Raw genomic sequence first — 26,274 nt, forward strand, 5'->3', positions numbered from 1 at the left:
TGGGCCGATCAGGTGGCTGATCGACCGGTAACCCGGGGTTCGGCACGGCGGGTGGTCAGGGTCGAGGCCGCATCAGCGGGGGGTCGAGGACGGCGGGCACGCTCGCGGGCGCGTCGTCCGGCTCGGCCGCCGAACCCGGGGTCGCGGGCCGCTCGGCGCCCCGTGGACCCGGGCTCGGCGGCCGGCTCGCGGCGCGATACAGCGCGGCCGGCCGGCCGGTGCCGCCCGACGTCGTCCGGCCCGTGTCCTCGAGGAACCCCGCGGTGCTCGTCGCCTTGCGCGAGAAGTTGCGCGGGTCGAGGCGCACGCCCCACACGGCCTCGTAGACGCGACGCAGGTCCGCGACCGTGAACTCGGGCGGGCAGAACGCCGTCGCGAGCGCGGAGTACTCGAGCTTGGCGCGGGCACGCTCGACACCGTCGGCGAGGATCCGCGCGTGGTCGAAGGCGAGGTCCGCGCCCGGTGCCGCCAGGAGAGGTTCGACGGCGTGCCAGGCCGCTCCCCCGGCGTCGGACCCGGCGTGCACGACGCCGAACTCGGGCGCGAGCAGCAGGTACGCGACGGATACCACCGGCCCCCGCGGGTCGCGGTCGAGCGGGCCGTAGGTGCGCAGCTGCTCGAGGTGACCGGGCGGGCGGACGCCCGTCTCCTCCTCGAGCTCGCGGCGCGCGGCCTGCGCGAGGCGTTCTCCCGGGAGGACGAACCCGCCGGGCAGGGCGAGCGCACCCCGGAACGGCTCGACGCCGCGCTCGACGAGGAGCACGTGGAGGGCACCGTCGCGGACCGTGAGCGCGACGACGTCGACCGTCACCGGGAGCAGCGCGGCGGTGGGCGGCACGAGGGCAGGGCGCGTCGTCACCGGTCCATGCTCGCATACTTCGCGTCAGGTTGACGAGAACGGTCGACCGCGCTTATCGTCACTATGACGATAACAACGGACGGAGAGACTGATGGCCACGATCCGCAGCTACCCCTGGACCCGGCACTTCCTCGGCAGCCCTACCGGGCACGTCGTGCACCTGCGGCTCGGTCGCGTCGTGCACGAGGGCGTCGGGCAGGCGTTCTGGTTCCGCCCCACCACCTCGGTGCTCTCGGAGATCCCCGTCGACGACCAGGAGCTTCCCGTCTTCTTCCACGCCGTGACGGCCGACCACCAGGACGTCACCGTGCAGGCCGGCGTCACCTACCGGTTCGTCGAGCCGGTCACCGTGTCGCAGCGGCTCGACTTCGCCGTCGACCCGCGCACCGGCGAGACGAGCACGGCGGGTCGCGACCAGGTGACGAGCATCGTCGGTCGCCTCGCGCAGAGCCGGGCCGCCGACACGCTCGCCGCGATGCCGCTCGCCGACGCGCTCACCACCGGCGTGGCGCGCGTGCGCGACGTGCTGACCGAGGCCCTGACCACCGACGCCCGCCTCACCGCGACGGGCATCGTCGTGGTCGGGGTCCAGGTCCTCGCGGTCCGGCCCGAGAAGGACGTCGAGCGCGCGCTCCAGACGCCGGCCCGCGAGCACGTCCAGGCCGAGGCCGACCGCGCGACGTACGAGCGGCGGGCGCTCGCCGTCGAGCGCGAGCGCGCCATCGCGGAGAACGAGCTCGCGAGCACGATCGAGCTCGCGACCCGCCGCGAGCGCCTCGTCGCCCAGGAGGGCGCGAACGCCCGGCGCGAGGCCGAGGAGAAGGCGGCCGCCGCGCTCGTCGACGCACGCGGGACGGCCGAGCGCGCGCGGCTCACGACGGAGGCGCGGGCCGAGCAGGTCCGGGTCGTCGGTGCGGCCGAGGCCGCCGCGGAGCAGGCCCGGATGGACGTCTACGCGACCGCCGGGCAGGGCACGCTCCTGGCGCTCGCGGTCCGCGAGGCGGCCGGCTCGCTCCCCGCCGTCCAGAGCCTCACCATCACGCCCGACCTGCTCACGGGCGTCCTGTCGACCCTCGTCCGCGGGCTCGGGCCCGACGACGGCTCGCAGGCAGGGGCAGGGACCGCCGGGAAGGCGGCCTGACGATGCTGCGGCGACGCGCCGTCGTCGTGCACCGGCGCACCGAGCTCGACGACCTCCTCGACCGGCACGGCACGCGCGGCCAGGCGGAGTTCTTCCTCCGCTCGCGCGGCCGGTCCCTCGGCGAGGTCCAGGCGCGGCACGACGCGCTCACGGCGGCGCGCGACGCCGTCGTGACCGCCCTGCCGGCCGGGTGGGCGCGCGCGGACGTCGAGCGCGCCGACCTGTCGCGGTTCCTCGTCGCGCCCGAGGACGTGGTGGTGGTCGTCGGGCAGGACGGCCTCGTCGCGAACGTCGCGAAGTACCTGCACGGCCAGCCGGTGCTCGGCGTCGACCCCGAGCCGGGCGTCAACGCCGGGGTCCTCGTGCGGCACACCGTCGCGGCGGCGACCGCGCTGCTGCGCGGCCTCGGGCCCGACGAGCGCGGGGGCGCGGTGGCCGGAGCGCCCGACCCGGCGGCGGTGCTCCCGGTCGACGCGCTCACCATGGTCCGCGCGGACCTCGACGACGGTCAGCACCTCACCGCCCTGAACGAGGTGTTCGTCGGGCACCCGAGCCACCAGAGCGCGCGCTACACCCTGCGGTGCGCGGCGGGCGAGGAGCGGCAGTCGTCGTCGGGCGTGCTCGTCGCGACGGGGACCGGTGCGACCGGCTGGTGGGCGTCGCTCGCGCACGACCGCGGCGGTCGCCCCGCCCCGGGGCGCACCGAGCAGCGGCTGGGCTGGTTCGTGCGCGAGGCGTGGCCGTCGCCCGCGACGGGCGCGAGCCTCACCGAGGGCTACGTCGACGACGGCGCCGACGTCGCGCTCACCGTCGCGTCCGACCGCCTCGTCGTGTTCGGCGACGGCGTGGAGGACGACCGCCTCGTCGCCTCGTGGGGCCAGACCGTCACCGTCCGACCCGCCGCCGAGCCGCTCCGCCTCGTCCGGCCCTGACCACGTGCCGCACCCCTGGGCCCGAGGCCCCCGCCTCATCCCTGCTGGGCGTCCTCCTCGCGCAGCCGCCGCTCGCGAGCCCGCAGCGCGCGCTCGCGCCGCTCGCCGATCGCGTCGCTGGTCAGCGCGGTGAGCGGCTCGGTCTCCTGCCGTGCCGCCGCCCGCTCCGCCTCGACCTGCTCGCGGTGCGCCGCGGACTGCGGGCTCGACCGCACGACGCGCGGGCCGTCGCGGAGGACCGCCCCCGACTCGCCGTCGACGACCTCGCGCTCGCGGCGCCCCGCACGGGCCCGTTCGCGGTGGAACCGCCAGACCCACCGGCGCCGCAGCAGCACCACCGACCACGCGTAGAGCGCGAGCGCCACGACCGCGAGCACGGCACGCGGCGCGGTGGGCAGGAGCGGGATGATCACGACGCTCAGCAGGGCCCAGCCGACGCCGGCCGGGAACGCCGGGCCGAACTCCCGGAACAGCGGCTGCCACCCGCAGGCGTAGAACCGCATGAGCGTGGTCGTGAGCCGTGACGCCCGCACGGGCTGCAGCGACAGCGCGACGCTCCCGGACGTGGGCGGACCGAGCGTCGTGCCCGGCGCGGCGTAGTCCGTGAACGACAGCGGCTCGGCGCGGAACGACGGCCGCAGCGACCGTCCCGCGTACACGAAGGAGAGCGCGGCGAGCGGCCACGTCGCGCACGACACGTACCAGAAGACGGGTCCGGCGAGCACCATCGCGACGGGGGACACGATGAGCGTCCCGATCACGGGGTCGGGGTCCTGCCGGAGCATCTCGGCGAGCGGCTGCACCGGGGCGAACACCGCGACCACGACCGGGCTCAGGTAGAGCGCGAGCGGCACGAGCGCGATCGTCGTCCAGACGAGGCCGATCGTCAGGTAGCCGAGCGGGCGCAGCACGAGCCGTGCGGCGCCCAACGGGCGCGCGTCGGTCACTCGTCGCCCCCGCCCGCCCGGCCGAGCACGTCGAGGACCCACGCGTCCTCGTACGCGACCTCTCGCCACGAGTCGTACCGGCCGGACACCCCGCCGTGGCCGGCGTTCATCTCGATGCGCAGCAGCGCCGGGGCACCGGCCGCGCGCAGCCGCGCGACCCACTTCGCGGGCTCGACGTACAGCACGCGCGTGTCGTTGAGGCTCGTGACGGCGAGGATCCGCGGGAAGTGCGACGCGTCGTCGGGCACGTTCTCGTACGGCGTGTACGAACGCATGTAGCGGTAGACGTCGGGGTCGTGCAGCGGGTCGCCCCACTCGTCCCACTCGACCACGGTCAGCGGGAGCGACGGGTCGAGGATCGAGGTCAGCGCGTCGACGAACGGCACCTGCGCGAGGACGCCGGCGAACAGCTCGGGCGCGAGGTTCGTCACGGCCCCCATGAGGAGACCGCCCGCCGAGCCCCCCTGCGCGACCATCCGCTGCGGGCTCGTCCAGCCCGTCTCGACGAGGTGACGGGCCACGGCGACGAAGTCCGTGAACGTGTTCGTCTTGGCGAGCATCTTGCCGTCGTCGTACCAGGTGCGGCCCAGCTCGCCCCCGCCGCGCACGTGCGCGACGGCGAAGACGACGCCCCGGTCGAGCACCGACAGCCGGGAGACCGAGAACGCCGGGTCGATGCTGATCTCGTACGACCCGTAGCCGTACAGCAGCAGCGGCGCGGGCTCCGCACCCGTCCCCGTCGCGTCCAGGCCGAGCGCGTCGCGACGCCACACGAGCGAGATCGGCACCTGCGTCCCGTCCTCCGCGGTCGCCCACTCGCGGCGCTGCACGTAGTCCGCGGGGTCGTAGCCGCCCAGCACGGGCTGCCGCTTGAGGACCGTGAGCTCGTTCGTCCCGACGCGCAGGTCGTAGACCGTCGCGGGCGTGACGAAGCTCGTGGAGGAGAGACGGACCGTCGGCTGGTCCCACTCGGGGTTCGGCCCGAGCCCCGCGGTGAACAGCGGCTCGTCGAGCTCCACCTCGTGCACCTGCCACGGCTCGCCCGGCGCCGCGAGGTCGATCACGCCGACGCGAGAGAGCGCGTCGCGGCGGTAGGACAGCACGAGGTGCCCGGCGAACGCGTCGACGCCCTCGAGCCGCGTCGCCGGGTCGTGCGGCACGACGACGCGCGCCCCCGCGGGACCGATCGCCGCCGTCTCAGCCGCCTCTGCCTCGGTGGCCTCTGACTCGGTGGTGGCGCCGGGGACGTCCACGACGGCGAGCTCGAAGTTCTCCGCGCCGTCGTTGTGCAGGACGAGCAGCACGTCGGTCGTCTGCGCGCCGAGCACGGGGTCGTCCACCGGTTCCGGCGAGATCCGGTCGCCGATCCCGTGGTCGAGGGTCGCCAACCACGTGCTCGGCACGACGGCGTGCTCGACCGTGTACTCGACGCCCTCGCGCCGCGGCCACACGACGCGCGCCTCGCCCGCCGGGTCGGTGGCGTCGATCAGCCACGTCTCGGACGTGATCTTGGAGCCGACGTCGATCTGCACGAACCGCTGCGAGCGCGACACCCCCACGCCCACCCAGTACCGCTCGTCCGGCTCCTCGAGGACCACGACGTCGTCCGTGGCCGGGGTACCGACCTCGTGCCGCCACACGCGCCACGGCCGCCACGCGTCGTCGACGGTCGGGTAGAACACGTACCGGCCGTCCGGGGAGAAGACGGCGCCCGGGAACGTCCCCGGCACGACGTCGGCCAGGTCCTCCCCCGTCGTCAGGTCCCGGACCCGCAGCGTGTAGCGCTCGTCGCCCACGACGTCGACCGCGTACGCCAGGAGGCGGCCGTCGACGGACACGTCGAACGAGCCGAGCGAGAAGAAGTCGTGCCCGTCGGCCTCGACATTGTCGTCGAGCAGCACCTGCTCGCCCGGGACGGGGACACCGGGCTCCAGGACGGGCGGGACCCACGCCGTGCCGGGCGCGTCGGCGTCGTCCCTCTCCCCCGCGGCGATCGGGGCGCGCGCGTGGACGGGGTACTGGTGCCCCTCGACCGTGCGGGCGTAGTACCAGTGGTCGCCCTGGCGCACCGGGACGGACAGGTCGGTCTCGAGCGTGCGGCCCTTGATCTCGTCGAAGATCCGCCGGCGCAGCGGCGCGAGGTGGGCGAGCTCGCGCTCGGTCCACGCGTTCTCGGCCTCGAGGTGCGCGACGACCTCCGGCGACTCCTTGTCGCGCAGCCACTCGTAGTCGTCGGTGACGGTCTCGCCGTGGTGCGTGCGCGACGTCGGGCGGCGGGGCGCGACGGGTGCTGCGGCCGGAGGCCCGGCAGGGGCCGCGCCGGTGCGGGCGGCGGGGGTGGACGAGGGCGCGATGACGTCGTCGGGCATCTGGCCAGGGTAGTGGTCGGCGCCGGTCCCGAGGACCCGGCGCGGCTCCCGCCGACGCACCGCCGGGCCGCCGGGCGACGACCGGGAGGCGACCAGGAGACCGCCCCGTGGACCGCTGGGCGACGGCCCGCCGAACGGTCGGTGTCCCCGCGCTGAACAGTGCCCGAACAGTCCTGCGATCCCCTTCTCCCCGGGTTGCGACGCCGCGACACTTCGGGTGTGCACGACACCCTCGCCGAGCTGGCCCAGCACGTCGCCGTCCGCCCGCGCGCGCACCGGGTCGGGGTCGTCGCCGAGCTCGCGCGCCCCGTGCTCACGGTCGGCTCGTCGATGCCCGTGGGGCAGCTCGAGGTGATCTTCCGCCCCGCCGACGTCGCGTGCGTCGTCGTGCAGGAGGACACGGGCGGGGAGCGGTTCGGCATCGTGACCCGTGCCGGGATCACCGCGGCGCTCACCGGTCGCCTCGGGTACGGCCGCGCGGTGCTCGAGCGTCGACCGACCGAGAGCATCACCGACTGGTCGCCGCTCGCCGTGCACCCCGACGCGTCGGTCTCCGAGGTCGCGACCCTCGCCATGGAGCGGCCCGGCGAGCGCCGGTACGACGACGTCCTCGTCGCCGGGTCGACCTGGCGCAGCGCGAGCACGGCCGACCTCATGCGGTCCCTCGTCGGGACGCTCGCCGAGCGGTCGACGCACGACGCGCTGACGGGCCTGTCCACGCGCAACACGACCTGGCACTCGCTCACGCGGCGCTGCCGCCTCGTCGCGCGCGGCGGGACGCGCGTCGTGCTCCTGCTCCTCGACGTGCACGGCATGGCGACGATCAACGCCCGGTTCGGCCTGGAGGCGGGCGACGCCGTGCTCGTCGAGCTCGCGGCCCGGCTCGCCGCGGCGGTGCCCGGCGGGTGCGAGGCCGGCCGGGTCGACGGCGACCGGTTCGCCGTCCTCGCCACCCTGCCCGCCATGGACGACATCCAGGCGGCGGCGTCGGTCGAGGCGCTGCGGCAGGACGTGCTCGGGCGCCTCGTCGGACCGTCGGGGGCCGTCCCGGCGGCCGCCTGGCCGACGGTCGACGCCGCCGCCGTGTGGTCCGTCGCCGGCGCGGCGGACCCGGACGAGCTGGTCCGCGAGGCCGAGCACCGCCTCGCGCTCGTCCGGACCGCCCTGCCGTACACGCCCGCTACTGCCTGAGATCGGTCGTCCAGCGCGAGATCGGTCGTCCGGCACGAGATCGGTCCTCTGACGAGCCGGTCTCGCGCCGCGCTGCCGATCTCGCGCCGCGCCGTCGCCGTACGCTCGAGCCGTGCGCACGGACCCCGACCCCGCGGCGGGCGAGCTGACGAGCGGGGCCATGGCCCGCGCGTCGGGCCTGTCCCCGAAGGCCCTGCGTCTCTACGACGCGAACGGGCTGCTCGTCCCCGCGCGCGTCGACCCCCGCACCGGCTATCGCGCGTACGCCGCCGAGCAGGTCACGCGGGGCCGCACGATCGCGCTGCTGCGCCGCCTCGACATGCCGCTCGCCACGATCCGGGACGTGCTCGACGCCGGCCCGGACCGCGCGCGGGACGTCCTCCTCGCGTGGTGGTCCGCGCGCCAGGCCGAGCTCGCGGCACGCCGTGACACGCTCCACGCCGCCGCGCTGCGCATCGGCGCGCTGCCGGACCCCGCACCGCGACGACGACCGGGGCCCGTGCGCGAGCGCCGCTCCCCCGCGCGCAAGGTCGCGACCGTCACCGCGGTCGTCGACCAGGACGGGCTGGTCCCGCGGTTCACCGCGGACGTGCTCGGCGTCCGAGCCCATCTCGCGGCGCAGGGCGCCACGTGGGGCACGGAGCACTGGGTCGTCTACCACGAGCCGCCGGGGCCGACCGCGCCCGGCCGGATCGAGACCTGCGTCCCGTACGACGGCACCGTCGACCCGTCGGAGCGCGTCACCCTGCGGGTCGAGCCGGGGCGCACCGAGCTGGTCGTCCCCGTGCCGGCGGTCGACTGCCGCTACCCGCGGATCCTCGCGTACAGCGAAGCGGTCCTCGGGGCGGCCCGCGACCGCGGGGGCGCGGCCGGGCCGACGCGCGAGGTCTATCCCGTGCCGTGGTCGGACGACGACGACGCGCTCGTCGCCGAGGTCGTCGTGCCGGTTGACCCTGCCCCAGGGGCAGGCCGCACCGTGCCGTCGTGAGCCACGACGACTACGCCACGCACAGCGCCTTCTCCGACCCGGGCCCGCACGCCGCCCTCCTCGCCGCCGTCCCCACGGACCCGGCGAGCCTCCACGCGGCGGTGACCGCCGCCGTCGTGCACTACCGCGCCGGGGCGAACCCCCCGACACCCGAGCAGCTCGCCGACGTCGACGGCCGGTGGGTCGAGACGATCCTCGACGCCGTGTCGCGGCGCGCACCCGGCCGCGCGCTCGCGGAGCCGCGCGACCCCGCCCGGCAGGTCGGGGGCTGCTGCCGCGACCACGCGCTGCTCGCGGTCGCGATCCTGCGCGAGCACGGCGTGCCCGCGCGCACGCGGCTCGGGTTCGCCGGGTACTTCGACGAGGGCTTCCGCACCGACCACGTGGTCGCCGAGCGCTGGGTGCCCCACGATCTGGTGCCCGACGACGCGATGCCCGGTGACGTGGTGCCCGGTGACGTGGTGCCCGACGACGCGGCGTCCGGCGCGCGTACCCGGGCACCCGGGCGCTGGGCCCGGTTCGACCCGGAGCTCCCCGCCGGCTCGCGCGCGTTCGACGTGCACGACCTCCCTACGGGCGAGGGCTCGCCCTTCGAGACCGCCGCCGAGGCGTGGCTCGCCTACCGGGCGGGACGCACCGACCTCGCGGCCTACGGCGTCGCGCCAAACCTCCCGGAGCTCGGCGGGCCGGCGATCGTGCACCGCTACGTGCTCGGCGACCTCGCCCACCGGATGCGGTCGGAGCTGCTCCTGTGGGACGCGTGGGGCACGTCGCGGCTCTTCCGCTCCCCGGTCGATCCCCGGGACGCGGAGCTCGCCGACCGCGTCGCGCGGCTCGTGGTGCGTGCCGACGCCGGGGACCTCGCGGCCGAGCGCGAGCTCGAGGCGCTGTGGGCCGCCGACGACGTGCGCGTGCGCCCCGGCCCGGTCGTCACCACCTGGTCCCCGACGGGGCGCCTCGGGTCGACGGATCTCACCCGCCGCACGACGACCTGGCACGTCCCCCCGGGCACCGGGACGGCAGACCTGCACCTGCGCGGCTGACCCCGCCTCGACGAGGCTCTCAGTGCAGCAAGGTGCTCTCAGTGCAGCAAGGTGACGGAGCCCTCGCCGACGGACAGGAGCCGGCCGTCGACGCTGAGGTACGACCACGCGTCCCGCACGCCCTCCTCGGTCCACAGCACCCGGCCGTCGGCGAGGTCGACCGCCGCGAGGTACGGCGCCGACGCCGACGTGCTCAGGACCAGGAGCGCGGTGCGGCCGTCGGTGAACGCCTGCATCACCGAGCCGGACGAGAACCCCGTCCCGCCGAGCGCCGACGGCTCGATGCTCCACCGGGTCCGTCCCGAGGTGGGATCGAGCGCGGCGAGCTCGCCCGCCGCAGACACGAGGACGGCGTCGGTCGTCGCGACGAGGACCTGGTCGGGCGTCCCCGCGGTGTCCGGCTCCCACAGCTCGGCGCCCGACGCGTCGAACGCGGCCATCGTCAGACCAGTCCTGACGAACCGCAGCTCCGACCGGCCGTCGGTCGCGAGCGGCGGCACGAGCAGGCCCGGCGCCTCCCAGACGACCGAACCGTCGGCGTCGAGCAGCGCCGACCGCAGGGGATCTCCCGACTCGTCGTACAGGCCCGAGCCGCCGTACATCACCGAGCCGCCGGACGGGTCCCGCAGGTACCCGTCGCCGTGCGCGAGGGTGACGTCCCCGACGACGTCCGGGTCGTCGGAGCGCACGCCGTCGGCGGTGAACGAGGCGGCGACGCCGCAGCCCTGCACGTGCACCGCGCGGTGGGTCCCGAAGCCCCACGCCTGGTCGAGGTCCACGGTCGCGACCTCGCCACCGTCCTCCGAGCCACCCCACTGCGCGCACGCGTACGACGCGTCGTCGGTCATCCTGGCGGGCACGACGGCGCTCCACCGGAGGTCGCCGCTCGCCACGTCCTGGAGCGCGAGGGCGACGTCGGGCGCCTCGCCGGAGATCGAGACGACCCCGGTGGACTCGTCGACGGGGACCTTCTCGCCCTGCTGCTCGCCCTCCGGACCGACGCGGCCGACCCAGAGCAGCGAGCCGTCCGGGCCCGCGGTCGGTCGGAGCCAGCGCACCACGACCTCGGGGTCCACGCCGTCGAGCGGCTCCGAGGGCGGGCCGAGCTCTCGGTCGGCGTCGATCGTGCCGTCGGCGGCGAGCACCGCGACGGGCACCGCGTCCCAGTCCTGAGCCGGGCGCGCCGCGGAGACCGCCTCGTCGACGCTCGGCACGCACGTCGACGACTCCTCGACGTCGGCGGCGACCGCGGAGTACCACTGGGCGAGCGTGCCGCAGTACGTCGGCACGTCGAACGTCGTCCGCCACGCCTCGTCGCCCGTGTCGAGGTCGTAGCCGACGACGTCGTTCCCGTCGTTCACCACGAGCACACCCGGCATCACGCCGAGCGGCTGGCCCGCGAGCTCGATGTCGAGCTCCCACGCGACGCGCGGCGCGTCGCCGATCGGCGCGAGCCCACCGGGCGCCTCCCGCAGGCGGGCCGTCTGCACGCGCTGCGTGACCGCGTCGACCGCGGCCATCCCGCCGAGCACGAGCACGACGGCCGCCGCAGCGGTCGCGACCGCACGCCGGCGCCGCGGCGACCTGGACACCGCGGCGTCCGGCCCGACGTCGCCCGGGACGCCGTCGCCGTCCTGTCCACCATCGTCCGGGCCGGCGCCGCCGTGACCGCCGAGACCGTCGAGACCGTCGAGACCGTCGACGAGCGTGCCCGGGCCGACGTCGTCGGACGCCGGGGCGGGACCGGTGGGACCCGTCCACCCGACGCGACCTGCCGACCCGACGGACGACGGATCGTCGAGATCGAGATCGTCGTCGAACCCGTCGTCGACGAGCTCGAACGTGTGGCGGTCGGCAGCGGCCGCGCGGCGTCGCAGGGGCACGAGACGATCGTAGGCGCGCCCGGGGCCGCCCGCGGACGTCACGCGACGCCCAGGTACGCCTCCTTGATGCTCGAGTCGGCGAGAAGCTCCCTGCCGCCGCCCGTGCGCACGACCTCGCCCGTCTCCAGGACGTAGGCGCGGTCGGACCGCGAGAGGGCCTGCTGCGCGTTCTGCTCGACGAGGAGCACGGTCGTGCCCTGCGCGTTGATCTCCGAGACGATCCGGAAGATCTGCTGGATGATCATCGGCGCGAGGCCCATCGACGGCTCGTCCAGGAGCAGGAGCCGCGGACGCGCCATGAGCGCACGCCCGATGGCGAGCATCTGCTGCTCGCCGCCCGACATCGTGCCGCCCACCTGGTCCTTGCGTTCCGCGAGGCGCGGGAAGAGCTCGAACACCCGGTCGACGGTCTCGTCGTGCTCCGCCTTGGACGCGAACGTGCGGGCGTACGCCCCCATCTCGAGGTTCTCGATGACCGTCATGCCCGGGAAGATGCCACGGCCCTCCGGCGCCTGCACGATGCCCTCGAGCACGCGCAGGTGCGCCTTCATGCGCGTGATGTCCTTGCCGTCGAAGAGGATCCGTCCCCGTGCGACCGGACGGATGCCCGAGATCGCGCGCATCGTCGTCGTCTTCCCCGCACCGTTCGCGCCGATGAGGGTGACGAGCTCGCCCTCCTCCACCGTGATGGAGATCCCCCGGACCGCCTCGATGCGCCCGTAGGCGACGGTCACGTCCTGCAGCTCAAGCAGTGGCATCGCCGCTGCCCCCTTCGTCCGTGGTGGCGGCGTCCCCGACCAGCTCCTCGTCCGGGACCCCCAGGTAGGCGGCGATGACCTTCGGGTCGCTCGTCACCTCGTCGGGGGTGCCGTCCGCGATGACACGGCCGAACTCGAGCACGACGATCCGGTCCGTGACACCGCGCACGAGGCGCATGTCGTGCTCGATGAGCAGCACCGTGTAGCCGTCGTCGCGGATGTGGCGGATGAGGTCCATGAGGGCCTCCTTCTCCGCCGGGTTGAAGCCCGCCGCGGGCTCGTCGAGGCACAACAGCTTGGGCTCCGTCGCGAGCGCGCGGGCGATCTCCAGACGGCGCTGGTCGCCGTAGGAGAGGTTGCGCGCCTTCTCCGTCGCCCGGCCGCCCACCCCGACGAACTCGAGCAGCGCCATGCCGCGGTCGATCGCGTCGCGCTCCTCGCGGCGGTGCCGCGGGAACCGGAACAGCGCGCCCGGCACGGACGTGCGGTGCCGCGCGTCCGTGCCGACCACGACGTTCTCCAGCGCCGTCATCTCGTTGAACAGCCGGATGTTCTGGAACGTCCGGGCGATGCCGCGCTGCGTGATCTGGTACCGCTTGAGCGCGCCGAGGGGTGCGCCGTCGAACACGACCTGGCCCTTGGTGGGCCGGTACACGCCCGTCATCGCGTTGAACGCCGTCGTCTTGCCGGCGCCGTTCGGGCCGATGAGGCCGAGGATCTCCCCGCGCCGGATGTCGAAGGTCACGTCGTCGAGCGCGACGAGACCTCCGAACTGGACGGTGACGTTCTCCATCCGCAGGAGCGGCTCGCCGACCTTCGCCTGGACGGCCCGGTCCGGCGCGACCATCGCGTCGACCAGCTCCGGGTCGGCCAGCTCGGGGCGCACGGCCTCGACGCCGACGACGACCGGCTCGTCCAGGACCGCACCCGGCATGTACGTGTCGGGCCGGGTGGAGTCGGCGCGGCCGGAGGCGGCGAGGTGCTCGTCACCGTGCTCGCCGCCCGCCCCGATGCCGCCCGGGTCGTGGGTGCTCATCGGGTCTCCTCCCCGCTCGTGGTTCCGGTGCCGCTCGTCGTGCCGCTCGCCCTGCCGCCGGTGACCGACGCGGTCGCCGGCGCCGGCGCACCCGGGCGCGCTGCGCCGTCGGACCCGGTGCCGGTGTCCGCGCGGGCGAGCCGACGGGCCGCGACGTAGAGCTCACGACCGTAGGCGAGGAGCTTCTGCCGGACGGGGATCAGCCCCTGCGGTCGGAAGATCATCAGCACCACGAGCGCGATGCCGAAGAACAGGTACCGGTAGCTCGCGATCTCGTTGCCGTTGATCGGGATGCCGAAGAGCTCGGTCCGGCCGAGGAAGAAGTTCGGCAGGTACACGATGATGAACGCACCGAGGATGACGCCGAGCTTGTTGCCCTGCCCGCCGAGCACGACGGCGCACAGGAAGAGCACGGAGTTGATGACGTTGAAGTTCGTCGGGATGACGAACTGGACCTGTCCCGCGTAGAGCGCACCCGCGACGCCGCCGATCGACGCGCCGATGATGAACGCCCACAGCTTGAAGCGGAACGTGGGGACGCCCATGATCTCCGCCGCGTCCTCGTCCTCGCGGATCGCGACCCAGGCCCGGCCGACGCGCGACCGCTCGAGGTTCCCGACGAACAGCAGCGAGATGACGATGAAGACGAGGCTCACCCAGTACCACCACACGCCCGAGTTGAGCGTGCCGCTCGCGTTGCCCGCGGAGAAGACGCCGTTGGGCAGGTCCTCCGTGACGCCGAGCCGGGGGTAGGCCACGCCGCGCAGGCCCTGGCCGCCGCCGGTGAGCTCGTCGAGGTTGTCGGCGAGGAGTCGCACGATCTCGCCGAAGCCGAGCGTCACGATCGCGAGGTAGTCGCCTCGCAGGCGCAGGGTCGGCGAGCCGAGGATCAGGCCGGAGATCGCGGTGATCGCGACCGCGATGGGGAGTGCGGCGAGCCACGCCCACTCGGTCGCGAGCCACTCGTCCGTCTGGTTCCACGGGCTGTCCGGGCTCGTGAGGATCGCGACCGTGTAGGCACCGATCGCGTAGAAGCCGACGTACCCGAGGTCGAGCAGACCCGCCTGCCCCACGACGACGTTCAGCCCGATCGCGATGAGCGCGATCATGCCGAACTGCGCCATGACGCCGCCGAAGTTCGTGCCCACGGTCGTGAGCACGGGGATGTTGAGGACGGGCACGAGCGCGATGAACAGGAGGAACGGGACGCCGACCAGCCACTGGGTCGGTCGCGCGAGCGCGTCCCACCACAGGCGGAAGCGGTCCCCGACGCCGCCGTGCGGACGGTCCTTGGTCGCCGTGCGACCGGCGGGCGGCAGCTGCACCGGCGCGCCGCCGGCCGGCTGGGGTGCTGGTGTCGACGTGCTCATGCGCGGGCCCTCCCCAACGACTCGCCGAGGATGCCCGTCGGCCGGAACATCAGGACGACGATCAGCAGCACGAAGGCCACGACGTCGCGCCACTCGGTGCCGAACACGACCTGGCCGTAGTTCTCCATGACGCCGAGGATCAGGCCGCCCAGCAGAGCGCCCCGCAGGTTGCCGATGCCGCCCAGGACCGCGGCGCAGAACGCCTTGATGCCGAGGATGAACCCACCGGAGTAGATGATCCCGTTCGGGACGCGCAGCGTGTACAGCAGCGCCGCCGCACCGGCGAGGATGCCGCCGATGAGGAACGTCAGCATGATGACGCGCTCGCGCGAGACGCCCATGAGGGTCGCGGTGACCGGGTCCTGCGCGACGGCGCGGATGCCGCGCCCGAACTTCGTCCGGTTGATGAACATGTCCGTCGCCAGCGCGAGGACCAGCGCCGACAGGATGATCACGAGCGTGATGTTCGTGACGGGAGCGCCGCCGATCGTGAACTGCACCTCCGGCTGCACGAGCCGGATCGGCTGCTCCGCGTTGACGCCGCCCAGCGTGCCGCCCGTGAGCTTCGGCAGCACGAAGTGCACGAACTCCTGGAGGATGAACGACATGCCGATGGCCGTGATGAGGAAGACCAGCGAGGGCGCACCGCGCTTGCGCAGCGGTCTGTAGGCGACCCGCTCGAGGCCCACCGCCGTGCCGCCCGCGACGAGCATGCCGCCGAGCATCGCGATCCCGAGGTAGAGGACGGTCAGGGCGACGCCCTTGTCGTACGCGTCTCCGCTCGGGTAGAAGCCGAGGAGCAGGAGGGTCGCGTACTGCCCGAACATCCCGAGCATGAAGACCTCGGAGTGGGCGAAGTTGATGAGCCGCAGCACGCCGTACACGAGCGTGTAGCCGACGGCGACGAGCGCGTAGATCGCGCCGTACGTGAGGCCCTCGATGGTGAGGCCCCAGAAGTTGCGGCCGAGGGCGGCGAGGTCGAAGTCGATGAGCGACTGGTGGACGAGGGGACCGGCGGTCGCGCTGGCGAGCAGCGCGTCGGCAAGAGCGGGCATGTCGCTCCTTGGATTCTGGCTCGGATCGTACGAGGTCGTGGTCCGCGACGGGCGCCCCGCCCGGCCCCCGCCGGTGGCGAGGCGCGGGGCGAGGCGCCCGTCGTCGTCGGACTACTGGACCTCGTAGATCCAGATCAGGGCGGAGGCGAGCTCGCCCTTGTCGTCCCACTCGTAGGTGCGGGCGAGGCCGTCACCGGAGTAGTTCGCGACGTAGTCGATCATCCCGGCGCGGTCGGTGATGCCCGAGGCGATGCCCGTGAGCATGATCGTCGCGAGGTCGTAGCCCTCGACGGAGTAGACGCCCGGCGCCTGGCCGGCCGACTCCTCGTAGGTCGCGGCGAAGTCCTCGGGGGCCGGACCGCACGGGCACGAGAGGATCGAGCCCTCGGACGCGGCACCCGCCTGCTCGACGAACTGCGGGTCGTTCGTGCCGTCCGCCGAGACGAACGGGAGGTCGACGCCACCGTCGCGCAGGCCCTGGACGAACGGGGCCGCCTCGGCGTAGTAGCCCGCGTAGAAGACCGCGTCCGCGTCGGCGCCCGCGATGATCTGGACCGCTGCGGAGAAGTCCTTGTCACCGGTCTTCACCTCGGCGGCGCAGTCCGGGTTCGCGGCGTCGCCGAGACCGGTCGTGATCTGCTCGGCGAGGCCGATGCCGTAGTCGGAGTTGTCCGCGACGACGCAGACGCTCGCGAACTCCTTGGTGTTGACCAGGTACTTCGCGACCGACGGCCCCTGGACGGCGTCGTTGGCGAGACCGCGGAAGAAGTTCGTCCAGTTGTTGGCCGTGAGGTCCGGGTTCGTGGCCGACGCCGTGAGCGAGAGCAGGCCCGCCTGGTTGAAGACGTCACCCGTCGCCGCCGTCTCGCCCGAGAAGGCCGGGCCGAGGAGGCCGATGACGCTCTCGTCGCCGACGATCTGCGGTGCGACCTGGGTCGCCTTCTGCGGGTCGCCCTCGGTGTCGAACTGCTTGATCTCGACCTGGCAGCCGGGGTTCGCCTCGTTGAAGGCGTCGACGGCCACCTGCGCGCCGTAGAGGATGTTGAGACCGAGCGCGGCGTTCGGCCCCGTGAGGGCACCGGCCATCGCGATCGAGGTGCCCTCGGCGCACTCGGCGCTTCCGTCACCGGCCGGGTCGACCGCGTCGCCACCGGCCTCGCTCTCGACCTCCGCGCCGTCGATGTCGATCTGCACGGAGGGGACGATGCTCAGCTCCCCGGAGTCCGCGTCGCTCGTCTCCGTCGAGGTGCCGGTCGTCTCCTCGTCGCCGCCCTGGGACTGGGGTCCGCAGGCGGTCAGGACGAGGGTCGCGGCCAGAAGCAGGGCCGCACCCCCGCTCGCCCGTCGTGCTGTGCGATGCATGCCAACCTCCGTGGTCCAGATCCCCGCCGAGGTGGCCTGAGCCGCAGTCCTCCGCGGTCGATCGCTGAGTTCAACACTGAATAGCGTGCTGAATAGTGACACAGGTCACCGACAGCCGAAACCCACCGACAGACGTGCCGTGCGGAGGTCCCCGCGCTGCGGCAGGGACCTCCGGCCCGGCAAATCCGCGGGAGGGGGCGCTCTCCGCGTACCTGGGTGCGGCGAACCTAGGCGCGTCGGGTTTCGCGGACGGGCTCCAGTTGTTACCGACTCGTAACGCGCGGGTCTCGCTTCGGCCCGGTGCTGGTACGCATGTACCGCTCCGCTCGGCTCCTCGGTCGGAGCGCGCCCGTACGGTGGAGCGATGGGCCTCGCCTCGACGCTGCTCCACACCCGCTGGTTCGTCCGCGCCCCCGTCGCCCTCTTCCGGAGCGGGCTCGGTCTCCTGACCGGCGGACGGCTCCTCCTGCTCGTGCACCGCGGCCGCGCGAGCGGCGAGGCGCGCTACGTGGTGCTCGAGGTGGCGGGACGGCCGGCGCCCGGCCGGCTCGTCGTCGTCGCCGGGCTCGGTCCGCGCTCGCAGTGGTATCGCAACGTGGTCGCCGAGCCGCGCGTCCTCGTGCGGACGGGGGCGCGCCCGGCCGCGCGCGCCCTGGCCCGGACCCTCCCGCCCGACGACGGCGCTCGCCTCCTCGACGACTACGCGACCCGCTCGGGCCAGGCGTGGGCCGTGCTCGAACCGGTGCTCCGGGAGTGGGCCGAGCCGCTCGCGAGGTCGCGCGGCGAGGTCGACTGGAGGCGTGTCGTGCCGGTCGTCGAGCTCCGGCTGATGCCTCGGACGTGAGTCGACGCGCGGCTCGGGGACTCTCTCACGAGAAGTGTCCGGATCCATAGCCAGGACCGGACGAAGGCTGTACGGTTGTGCGCGAGATTGCAGTGCCTCGCTTGTCCTCGCGCTGAGGTGACACCCTCGGGTGGAGCCCCGGCGGACCTTGTTACCCCAAGAGTTGACGACGAACACCTGTGATGTACGCCCCCGCGACCGTGGGGGGTGAAGGTTGACACTCTTGAAGGAGTAACCATGGCTACCGGAACCGTGAAGTGGTTCAACAGCGAGAAGGGCTACGGCTTCATCGCCCCCGAGGACGGCTCGGCCGACGTGTTCGCGCACTACTCCGCGATCCAGTCGCAGGGCTTCCGCACGCTGGAGGAGAACCAGCGTGTCGAGTTCGACGTCACGCAGGGCCCGAAGGGCCCGCAGGCGGAGAACATCCGCGCGATCTGATCTCCCCCGGCCGTCAGGCCGCGTGAGCTGATCTGACGAGTGCCCCTCGACCTCCGGGTCGGGGGGCACTCGTGCGTCCGGTGCTCGGCGTGCGTGCCGAACCCCGGGTCCGAGCGAGTTCCCTGCCGAACCCTGGGTTATGTGTCGAGAACGGGCCTGAACGGGCGATAAGCCGGGGTTCGGCAGGGCGAGGAACCCGTCACGTCCCGCACTCGTTCCCCGAGTGGCGGGTGGATGCCCGCCGACGACGACCCGGAGGACGACCATGGGATTCCTCGACCGACTTCTCGGCCGCGAGCCGCGCGACACGCAGGCAGGCTCTCCTGCGCAGGGCGGCTACGGCTCCCCCGCCCAGCAGCCGGACCGGTACCCCACGCAGTACCCGCCGGGCAGCCCTGCCTACGGCACGCCAGACGCCGCCCCCGCCGCCCCCGCTGCGTCCGGTGCGCCGCGCACGCCGGACCAGGTCGCGATCGACCGCTACCGGTACCTGCTGCGCACCGCGCCGCCGGACGCCGTCGAGCAGGCGCACGCCGAGGCGTTCGCGCGGCTCACGCCCCAGCAGCGGAGCCAGGTCCTCGCCGAGCTCGGCGGGGCCGTGCCCCCGGCGGAGCGCGCCCTCACGGACACGCCGCAGGACCTCGCTCGCATGGCGACCCGTGCGGAGATGCGCCAGCCCGGGACCCTGGAGCGATCGTTCGCCGGCCGGACCGGCGGTGCGCCGGGGTTCGGCTCGATGGTCGGTTCGAGCCTGCTCGGGACCGTCGCGGGCGTCGTCATCGGGTCGGCCGTCGCGAACGCGATGTTCGGACCCGCGTTCGGTGACCCGTCGCAGCCCGTCGCCGAGGACGCCGCCGCGTCGGGCGGCGAGGACCCGGGCGCCGGCGAGGCCGGTGACGGCGGAGCCGGAGACGGCGGAGCCGGAGACGCCGGAGCCGGAGACGCCGGAGCCGGAGACGGCGCCGTCGAGGCGTCGGGCGCCGACGCCGGTGCGGACGCGGGCGGCGACGGCGGCTTCGGCGGCTTCGGCGACTTCGGCGGTGGGTTCGACGACTTCGGCGGCGGATTCGGCGAGTTCTGACACCCGGCGGGGGCGGCCGTCCCCGCGCGACGGCAGCCGTGCCCGCGAGACGGCGACCGTCCCGCGAGACGTCAGTCCTGGTCGCCCGGCCCGCTGGCACCGCGGGCGCCGTCGAACGCCTGCTCGCCTTTGTCCGACTGCGCGCCGTCGAGCGGAGCGCCGCCCAGCCCGAGGAACGCCCCGAGCTCTTCGAGCCCCCGGGGCGAGCTCGGCACGTGGTCCGTGAGCGCGGGTGACCGGACGACGACCGCCGCCCACTGCGCCCGTGACACGGCGACGTTGATCCGGTGCCGCGAGAGCAGGAAGCCGAGGCCCCGCGAGGCGTCCCGGGCGGACGACGCGGCGAGGGTCACGACGACGACCACCGCCTCCTTGCCCTGGAAGCGGTCGACGGTCCCGACCTGGACGTCGGGGTACCCGGCGGCGGCGAGCGCCGACCGGACGGCCCAGACCTGGGCGTTGTAGGCGGCGACCACGAGCACGTCCGCCTGCCCGAGCGGTAAGACCACCTCGTTCCCGTCGACCGACGTGGTCCACGACCGTCCGACGAGACGCTCGACCTGCCGGACGACCTCGGCGGCCTCCTCGCGGGACTGGACGCCGTTGCCCGCGTGCTCGACCAGCACCTGCTCGATCCCGGGCGGGACGCCGTCGAGCAGGCGACGTGCAGCGGCCGGCTGCGCGCCCAGCCGGTCCTCGTAGGAGAGGGTCGAGACCGCCGCCGCGAGCCGTGGGTGCATGCGCCACGAGCTGGCCAGGAAGTATCCGAGGCCGTCGGGCAGGACGCGGTGACCGTCGGCGAGCCACCCGAGCGCGGACCGGTCGACGGGCTCCGGATGGGTGCCCTGGCTCACCTGGGGCAGCTGTTGCGGATCACCGAGCAGCAGGAGGTTCCGCGCCGCGCGGGCGACGGCGACCGTCGCGGCGAGCGAGAACTGCCCCGCCTCGTCGACGACGAGCAGGTCGAGCATGCCCTCGGGCAGCCGCTCGGCGGAGAAGTCCCACGCGGTCCCTCCGACGACGCGCGGGCCCGGCTCGGCCGCGAACGTCGCGAGCGCGCCGCCGTCGAGCTCCGCGCACACCGCGGTGGGCGACGGCCCGTCACCCGAGAGCTTCTTCGCGACGATCCCCGCCGGCACCCCGGCCTTGTCCACGACGGCGCGCAGCATGTTCTCGACGACGGCGTGCGACTGCGCGACGACCCCCACGCGCCACCCGCGCTCGACGAGGCGCGCGATCACGTGCGATCCGACGTACGTCTTGCCCGTGCCGGGCGGGCCCTGCACCGCGACGTACGACCGGTCGAGCCGCTCGACCGCGGCGGTGACGGCGCCGACGAGGTCGTCGTCGACAGGCCGCGGCAGCGCACCGGACCCCACCAGCCGCGGTGGGCGGCGCAGCAGGACGTCCGACGCCGCGTCGGGTGGCAGAGCTCCGGTCTCGCGCCAGGTCTCGAGCGCGCGGCGCGCGGCCACGGCGATGGCCGACTCGAGCGGCCCCGTCTGAGGACCGGGGGACGGCGTGAGCGCCATCGGCAGCTCGGCGAACGGGTCGGCCTTGCGCCGCAGCCGTTCGCGGACCTCGAGGACGTCCCGGTCCCCTGCGGGCGTGGTGCGCCGACCCGCGCCGAGGATCAGTGCTCCGCCCGCCCAGCCGCGCACGCCGTCGGCGGACGTCTGCGCGCCCGAGGGCAGCGGCGCGTCGTACAGCAGATAGGGCGAGACGCCGACCCGCAGGTCGGTCCCCTCGGGCAGCCGCCCGACGAGCTCCAGCCGCCGTGACCAGGTCTGGCGCCCCGGCTCGACCTCCCACCCGCTCACGACCTCCGCCTGCTCCACGAGGAACGCGTTGCGCCGACCGGGCCACTCCTCCACGGGGAGCGCGAGGCGCGCGAAGTGCTCCTGCCAGAACGGCTTGGCCTCTCGCCGGTGGTACCCGACGGCGGCCCCGTACATCGCGAGCGCCTGGACCCCGGCATCCCGCCCTGCCCGGTCCTCCCCGACGACCCCCCGGATCTCCGCCTCGAGCGCGAGCGCCACCTCCTTCGCCCCAGGCTCGCCACCCGAGCTGACGCCGTCCCCAGACCCACCCGCGGACCCACCACCGGCCGCGGTCGACCCCGCCGGACCACGGACCGGGGCGACGTCCCCCTCAGGACCTCCACCCGCCGTCGTCGCACCCACCGACGCACCGACCGAGGCGACGTCCACAGCGGGGTCGGAGGAGGCGCGCGCCGTCGTGGCGGGTCTGGCGGGAGCGTCCGAGGAACGAGGACGCGGAGGGTAGACGGCGCGCGCCTCCTCCGACCCCGCACCCGACCCAGCCACGACACCAGACCCGGACGCGGACGCGACGGCCCACCGCAACCACTCGAGCAGCCGCAGCGTCGACACGCAGTCGTAGCGGTTGTAGTCCTCGATCCCGCGGAGCAGCTCGTCGGCCTCCTCGTGCCGCCCGGCGTCGCGCAGCCCGGTGTACTCGGCGTACGCGACGATCGACGCCGCGGCGTCCTTGACGTCGCCGCTGCGGAGCTCGTCGCCCATGTACAGCGGCTCGAGCTTCTTGAGCGACCGTGACGGGTCGGAGATGCGCAGGGACGGCCGCACGACGGCGTAGAGGTCGACGAGCACGCCTGCACGCAGCAGGTCGTCGACCTCCTCCTCGTACACGCCGTGCCGGGCGGCGATGGACAGCAGGTGGGACTTCTCGTAGTCGGCGTAGTGGTAGACGTGCAGGTCGGGGTGCTCGCGGCGCCGCGCGTTGACGTGGTCGACGAAGGCGACGAGCGCGTCGCGCTCGGACGCGAGGTCGTGCGCCCACAGCGCGTGGGACGGTGGGACGCCGCCCGGCTCGGCGGGCCGCTCGACCCAGCCGAAGAGGTAGTCGAGGCCCCAGCTCGCGCCGTCGGCGTCGACCCACAGCGGGTCTCCCTCGAAGTCGAAGAAGAGGTCGCCGGGGCTGGGCGCGGGGAGCGCGTGCACCGGCGACGGGTCGTCGATGCGCCACGAGAGCTCGCGCGGGCCAGAGGCGTCCGCCCACACCACGGTCCCGTCCGCGGCCCCTGTGCCGAGCTGGAGGGCCGCCTGGTCCCGGACACGCGCGAACGACGACGCGGACATCCCCGCCGGGGGCTCGGTCGCGGCGGCGAGCTGCTCGACGGTCCGGATGCCGGCCGCGTCGAGGAGCGCGCGCTGGCGCTCGTACACGCCGCCGACGAGCAGGACGTCGCGCCGCGCCTCGACCTGCTCGCGGCACGCGTCGCAGCGCCCGCAGGAGCGGACGTCGGGGTCGTCCCACGGGGCGCGGTCGTCGCGCGCGAGGTGCGTCTCGGTGAGCCGGAGCAACCGGTCCCGGCGCTCCCGGTACACGGGCAGGAGGTCCGCGAGCCGGTGCGTGCTGCGGGACCGTGTGCCGAGGACGAGCACGACCTCGGGCGCCACGGGGACGTGCGCCGCGAGGAGCTGGTCGGCGTAGGCGGCGAGCTGAAGGAGGGCGGGCACCTTCGCGCGGCGCGCGAGCTTGGCGTCCATGACGGTGTACCGCGCGGGTCCCCCGGCGGGCCGCCCGAGGCCGCCCGCGTCGTCGGGCTCGGGGACGCGCACGAGAAAGTCGGCCCGGCCGTGGAACGTGCCGTCGAAGAACGCCGCCTGGTGCACGACGTCCGCGCCAGACTCGAGCGCGGCGAGCGTGCGCACGTGCGCCGCGACGAGCTCGTCCCAGGAGCCGTGCCGCGGCGGCTCGATCCGCAGCACCCCGCGGCCGGTCACCGGGTCGTACGCGCCGTGGCGTTCCTCGAGATCGGCGAGGACGGCGTCCTCGTGCTGCCGCCCGAGGGTCGCGGCGCGGTCCTGCATGACGTCCTGGGCGTGCTCCCGCCGGGGCGCGCGACCGAGCTGCTCGTCGAGACGGCTCAGGAGCCGGTACTCGCACCCTGCGGCGACGACCAGGTCGCTCGCGGAGTGCACGACGGCCGTCGTCGTCACCCCGGTCGCCGGTTCTCCGCCCGGCACCGCGGCGCTCACGGGCTCGTCGACCAGGAACACGCGCACCTCCGCATTCGGACGTCACCGGCGCCGCTGGGCGGCCGGCGAGCCGGTGGACCCGGCTGCTGCCCGTTCTACCAGCGGCCACCCACGGTGATCTCGGCGTCCGACGCACCGTCCACCGTGCCGGACGCCGCGCGATCCGGCACCGCGTACACGACGACGGCCACGTCGTCCCGCGCGGCGTACCCGACGAGCTCGGCGAGCAGCGCGTCGGCGACCTCGGTGGCGGTGTGCTCGCGCACAGTCCGCGTCGCCACGTCCGCGAGCCGCGCGAGACCGTCGCGCAGGTTCTCGCCACGGCGCTCGACGAGCCCGTCGGTGTAGAGGACGAGCACGTCGGACGCCTCGAGCGGGGTGCTGGTCTCGGTCCGGCCCTCGGTCGTCGCCAACGTCAGCGGAGCCCCCCTCCCCCCGGTGAGCCAGTGCGCCGCGCCGTCGCGCACGACGAGGCCGGGCGGGTGACCCGCGGTCGACCAGGTGAGCGTGCCCGAGGTCTCGTCGACGACGCCGCACAGCACCGTCGCGTACTCGGCGCCCGGCAGCTCCGCGGCGAACCGGTCGAGCGCCGCCAGGGTCGCGGCGGGGCCCTGGTCGTCGAGGAGCAGAGCGCGCCCCGCGCTGCGGAGCTGGCCCATGAGAGCCGCGGAGTGCAGCCCGTGCCCGACGCAGTCACCGACGAGCAGGCCCCAGCGCCCTCCTCCGAGGGGGACGACGTCGTACCAGTCCCCGCCGACGGCGTACCGCTCGTCGGCGGGCCGGTAGCGCGTCGTCCAGCGCGACGTGGTGAGCTGGGGCGGCAGCATCGCGAGCTGGAGGGCCTCGCTCGCCACCCGCGCCTCGCGCACCTCGCGCTCGTGCCCGACCCGCTCTCGCACGACCGCTGCCAGCGTCACGGCGACGAGTCGCAGGAAGTCGAGCGCCGCAGCATCGACCGGCCGGGTCTGGACCGCCTCCAGGAGGACGACGCCCAGCGGGGCTGCGGTCCCGGGCCCGTGCAGCGGCGCGACGAGCGTCGCCCCGAGCGTGCGGGCGACGCCGTCACCCAGCACCTCGAGAGCCGTGGCGTGCAACCGGGACGCGAGCTCCGGGACCGCACCGGGCGGCTGCGCCCGGTAGGCGGTGGGCCGCTCGGGCGTCGCCGCGAGGACCACGACCTCGTTCCCGCGCCGCGCCCACACCTCCGCCCCGACGATGTCGTCGCTCGTGGCCACCTCGTCGACGAAGGCCCGGGCCAGCTCGTCGACCCGGTGCGTACGGTCCTGCAGACCGAGGGAGAGCCGGCTCAACAGCATCATCCGCCGGCGGTCGACCACGCGGTCCGTGGTCTCCGTGGCGATGTCCAGCACGCCGCGCACCACCCCGTCGTCGTCCTCGAGCGGGCTGTAGGAGAAGGTGAAGTAGGTCTCCTCGACGTAGCCGGAGCGCTCCATGAAGAGCTTCTCGTCGACGGTCCAGGTGGGCTGGCCCGACTCCAGCACCCGAGCGAACAGCGGCCCGATGTCGTCCCAGATCTCGTCCCAGACCTGGCGGGCGGGAGCGCCCATCGCGGCGGGGTGCTTCTCGCTCCCCAGCATCTCGCGGTAGCCGTCGTTGTAGATCATCGTCAACTCCGGGCCCCAGGTGAACATCACGGGGAAGCGGGTGCTGAAGCACAGGACGAAGGCGGCACGCAGCCCGTGGGGCCACGTGGACGGTCGGCCGAGCGGGGTGGCGGACCAGTCGACCTGCCCCGCGAGGGCACCCGTGCTCGTGGTCGCGGTCGCGCGCGCGAACCAGTCGGGTCTCATCGCGCAAGATTAGGCGGCTCGGGCCGCTCGTAGCGCATCCGTACGGCATCCACGGCGGAACGGGCGATTCGTCCCGTCGAGGCCCCCTGCAGCATAGTGTTCCCGTCGATCGCGCCGACCGGCGCCCGTCGAAGGAGGTCCCATGGCCGTGCGGTTCGTGCCGCCCCCCGGTTGGTCGGTCCCGCCCGGCTTCACGCCGACGACCGACTGGCACCCGGACCCGTCGTGGCCCCCGGCGCCGCCCGGCTGGGTGTTCTGGGTCGACGAGATCCCCGGGCCGCCCGCCCCGGAGCCGGTGCGCGGGGACGCCGGGCCGAGCCGTCGGTCGCTGCGGGAACGCTCGTCCGGTCCCGTGCCCGTCGTCGCCGACGACGCCGCGCACCCGGTCGTGGGCTCCACGATGGTCCTGCCGAGCCTCGCGGGTCTCGCCGCGTCGGGCCCGTCAGCACCGCCGGCACCGTCAGCTCTGCCGGCGACGTCCGGAGCGCCGTCCGCAGCACCGGTCCCGGCACCGCAGCCGGCCACCCCGCCGCGCTCCGGCCCGACGCCGCGGCCCGGCGTGGTCCCGATCGGTCCGGCGCCCGGTGCCTCCGCGCGCGGTGCGGCCGGGCCGCTCGGGCCGCTGTCGCTCCCCGCGGCCGACGACGACCACCCTGCCCCCGACCGCGGACGGCGCTGGCTCGTGCCGAGCGCGTTCGGGCTCGCGGGCCTCGCGCTGGGCCTGCTCGTGGGGATCGGCCTCACCTTGTCGGCGCAGGGCGCGGCGCAGGAGGCGACGGCCGAGGCGGAGCGCGTCCAGGCCGAGGTCGAGGCGGAGCGGGAGCAGCTCGAGACGGAGCGCGCCGACCTGGAGGCCCAGCGCGCGGAGGTCGACGCCGCACAGGCCGGTCTCGCCGAGCGCGAGGCCGCCGTCGCGAAGGCCGAGGAGGACGCCGCCGCACGCCAGAAGGAGCTCGACGACTCGAAGGCGGAGCAGGAGCGGCGCGACCGCGAGAACCAGAACCAGAACGGCAACCAGAACGGCAACCAGAACCAGGACGGGAACCAGGACCAGGGGACCGGGGAGGGCGACGACTCCGGCTGGTCCTGGGGAGACCTCGGCGGCTGGGGCTGAGCCCCGGCCCGCGGGGTCGTCGTCCGC

The 26,274-nt window shown here is 74.5% G+C and carries 20 protein-coding genes; 9 read left to right on the plus strand and 11 right to left on the minus strand.

The genetic code is table 11. From position 1 onward, the window contains the following. Positions 1-55 precede the first annotated feature (55 nt). Complete coding sequence (locus V5D56_RS02210; RefSeq protein WP_435737433.1) at positions 56-859, minus strand: NUDIX hydrolase; 804 nt, start codon at positions 857-859, stop codon at positions 56-58. Positions 860-950: 91 nt separating this feature from the next. Between V5D56_RS02210 and V5D56_RS02215 the strand changes: the two genes are divergently transcribed. Next, positions 951-2,000 (plus strand): SPFH domain-containing protein, encoded by a 1,050-nt coding sequence (locus tag V5D56_RS02215; RefSeq protein WP_435737434.1) that lies wholly within the window; start codon positions 951-953, stop codon positions 1,998-2,000. Positions 2,001-2,002: 2 nt separating this feature from the next. Beyond that, positions 2,003-2,932: a hypothetical protein gene (locus V5D56_RS02220; RefSeq protein WP_435737435.1), complete on the plus strand. Its 930-nt coding sequence runs from the start codon at positions 2,003-2,005 to the stop codon at positions 2,930-2,932. Positions 2,933-2,967: 35 nt separating this feature from the next. Here V5D56_RS02220 and V5D56_RS02225 read toward each other — a convergent pair whose 3' ends face one another. Both V5D56_RS02225 and V5D56_RS02230 read right to left on the minus strand, forming a co-directional pair. Continuing rightward, the gene (locus tag V5D56_RS02225; RefSeq protein WP_435737436.1) at positions 2,968-3,879 is read right to left on the minus strand and encodes a hypothetical protein; all 912 of its coding nucleotides are present in this window, start codon (positions 3,877-3,879) and stop codon (positions 2,968-2,970) included. Then, positions 3,876-6,248 (minus strand): S9 family peptidase, encoded by a 2,373-nt coding sequence (locus tag V5D56_RS02230; RefSeq protein ID WP_435737437.1) that lies wholly within the window; start codon positions 6,246-6,248, stop codon positions 3,876-3,878. The genes V5D56_RS02225 and V5D56_RS02230 overlap by 4 nt, the downstream gene beginning before the upstream one ends. 219 nt (positions 6,249-6,467) lie before the next feature. Between V5D56_RS02230 and V5D56_RS02235 the strand changes: the two genes are divergently transcribed. The 3 genes from V5D56_RS02235 to V5D56_RS02245 all read left to right on the plus strand — a co-directional run bounded on the left by V5D56_RS02235 (position 6,468) and on the right by V5D56_RS02245 (position 9,470). After that, positions 6,468-7,439 (plus strand): diguanylate cyclase domain-containing protein, encoded by a 972-nt coding sequence (locus tag V5D56_RS02235; RefSeq protein ID WP_435737438.1) that lies wholly within the window; start codon positions 6,468-6,470, stop codon positions 7,437-7,439. A 112-nt stretch (positions 7,440-7,551) separates the two neighbouring features. Then, on the plus strand, positions 7,552-8,427 hold the full coding sequence (locus tag V5D56_RS02240; protein ID WP_435737439.1) for a MerR family transcriptional regulator: 876 nt from the start codon (positions 7,552-7,554) through the stop codon (positions 8,425-8,427). Further along, positions 8,424-9,470, plus strand: coding sequence for a transglutaminase-like domain-containing protein (locus tag V5D56_RS02245; RefSeq protein WP_435737440.1), 1,047 nt, complete (start codon positions 8,424-8,426; stop codon positions 9,468-9,470). Before V5D56_RS02240 ends, V5D56_RS02245 begins: the two co-directional genes overlap by 4 nt. 38 nt (positions 9,471-9,508) lie before the next feature. On the opposite strand, the gene V5D56_RS02250 is transcribed toward V5D56_RS02245, so the two are convergent. The 6 genes from V5D56_RS02250 to V5D56_RS02275 all read right to left on the minus strand — a co-directional run bounded on the left by V5D56_RS02250 (position 9,509) and on the right by V5D56_RS02275 (position 16,934). Beyond that, positions 9,509-11,353, minus strand: a complete 1,845-nt coding sequence (locus tag V5D56_RS02250; protein WP_435737441.1) for a PQQ-binding-like beta-propeller repeat protein — start codon at positions 11,351-11,353, stop codon at positions 9,509-9,511. A 38-nt stretch (positions 11,354-11,391) separates the two neighbouring features. Further along, positions 11,392-12,111: an ABC transporter ATP-binding protein gene (locus V5D56_RS02255; RefSeq protein ID WP_435737442.1), complete on the minus strand. Its 720-nt coding sequence runs from the start codon at positions 12,109-12,111 to the stop codon at positions 11,392-11,394. Next, positions 12,098-13,147 (minus strand): ABC transporter ATP-binding protein, encoded by a 1,050-nt coding sequence (locus V5D56_RS02260; protein WP_435737443.1) that lies wholly within the window; start codon positions 13,145-13,147, stop codon positions 12,098-12,100. Before V5D56_RS02260 ends, V5D56_RS02255 begins: the two co-directional genes overlap by 14 nt. Next, the gene (locus V5D56_RS02265; RefSeq protein ID WP_435737444.1) at positions 13,144-14,517 is read right to left on the minus strand and encodes a branched-chain amino acid ABC transporter permease; all 1,374 of its coding nucleotides are present in this window, start codon (positions 14,515-14,517) and stop codon (positions 13,144-13,146) included. The genes V5D56_RS02260 and V5D56_RS02265 overlap by 4 nt, the downstream gene beginning before the upstream one ends. Beyond that, the gene (locus tag V5D56_RS02270; RefSeq protein WP_435737445.1) at positions 14,514-15,572 is read right to left on the minus strand and encodes a branched-chain amino acid ABC transporter permease; all 1,059 of its coding nucleotides are present in this window, start codon (positions 15,570-15,572) and stop codon (positions 14,514-14,516) included. The genes V5D56_RS02265 and V5D56_RS02270 overlap by 4 nt, the downstream gene beginning before the upstream one ends. A gap of 111 nt (positions 15,573-15,683) precedes the next feature. After that, complete coding sequence (locus V5D56_RS02275) at positions 15,684-16,934, minus strand: branched-chain amino acid ABC transporter substrate-binding protein (RefSeq protein WP_435737446.1); 1,251 nt, start codon at positions 16,932-16,934, stop codon at positions 15,684-15,686. A gap of 364 nt (positions 16,935-17,298) precedes the next feature. On the opposite strand from V5D56_RS02275, the gene V5D56_RS02280 reads away from it, so the two are divergent. The 3 genes from V5D56_RS02280 to V5D56_RS02290 all read left to right on the plus strand — a co-directional run bounded on the left by V5D56_RS02280 (position 17,299) and on the right by V5D56_RS02290 (position 19,300). Beyond that, complete coding sequence (locus V5D56_RS02280) at positions 17,299-17,778, plus strand: nitroreductase family deazaflavin-dependent oxidoreductase (protein ID WP_435737447.1); 480 nt, start codon at positions 17,299-17,301, stop codon at positions 17,776-17,778. A 237-nt stretch (positions 17,779-18,015) separates the two neighbouring features. Next, positions 18,016-18,219, plus strand: coding sequence for a transcription antiterminator/RNA stability regulator CspE (gene cspE, locus V5D56_RS02285; RefSeq protein ID WP_047231069.1), 204 nt, complete (start codon positions 18,016-18,018; stop codon positions 18,217-18,219). Between the two features lie 265 nt (positions 18,220-18,484). Beyond that, positions 18,485-19,300 carry a hypothetical protein gene (locus tag V5D56_RS02290; protein WP_435737448.1) on the plus strand — a complete coding sequence of 272 codons (816 nt, stop codon included), beginning with the start codon at positions 18,485-18,487 and terminating at the stop codon, positions 19,298-19,300. A gap of 71 nt (positions 19,301-19,371) precedes the next feature. On the opposite strand, the gene V5D56_RS02295 is transcribed toward V5D56_RS02290, so the two are convergent. Both V5D56_RS02295 and V5D56_RS02300 read right to left on the minus strand, forming a co-directional pair. After that, positions 19,372-23,343 carry a TM0106 family RecB-like putative nuclease gene (locus V5D56_RS02295; RefSeq protein WP_435737449.1) on the minus strand — a complete coding sequence of 1,324 codons (3,972 nt, stop codon included), beginning with the start codon at positions 23,341-23,343 and terminating at the stop codon, positions 19,372-19,374. A 74-nt stretch (positions 23,344-23,417) separates the two neighbouring features. Then, the gene (locus V5D56_RS02300; protein ID WP_435737450.1) at positions 23,418-25,133 is read right to left on the minus strand and encodes a SpoIIE family protein phosphatase; all 1,716 of its coding nucleotides are present in this window, start codon (positions 25,131-25,133) and stop codon (positions 23,418-23,420) included. 142 nt (positions 25,134-25,275) lie between these two features. Between V5D56_RS02300 and V5D56_RS02305 the strand changes: the two genes are divergently transcribed. After that, positions 25,276-26,247: a hypothetical protein gene (locus tag V5D56_RS02305; RefSeq protein ID WP_435737451.1), complete on the plus strand. Its 972-nt coding sequence runs from the start codon at positions 25,276-25,278 to the stop codon at positions 26,245-26,247. Positions 26,248-26,274: the final 27 nt, after the last annotated feature.

Origin of the sequence: Cellulosimicrobium sp. PMB13, assembly GCF_051294865.1 — a bacterium.
Taxonomy (GTDB): Bacteria; Actinomycetota; Actinomycetes; order Actinomycetales; family Cellulomonadaceae; genus Cellulosimicrobium.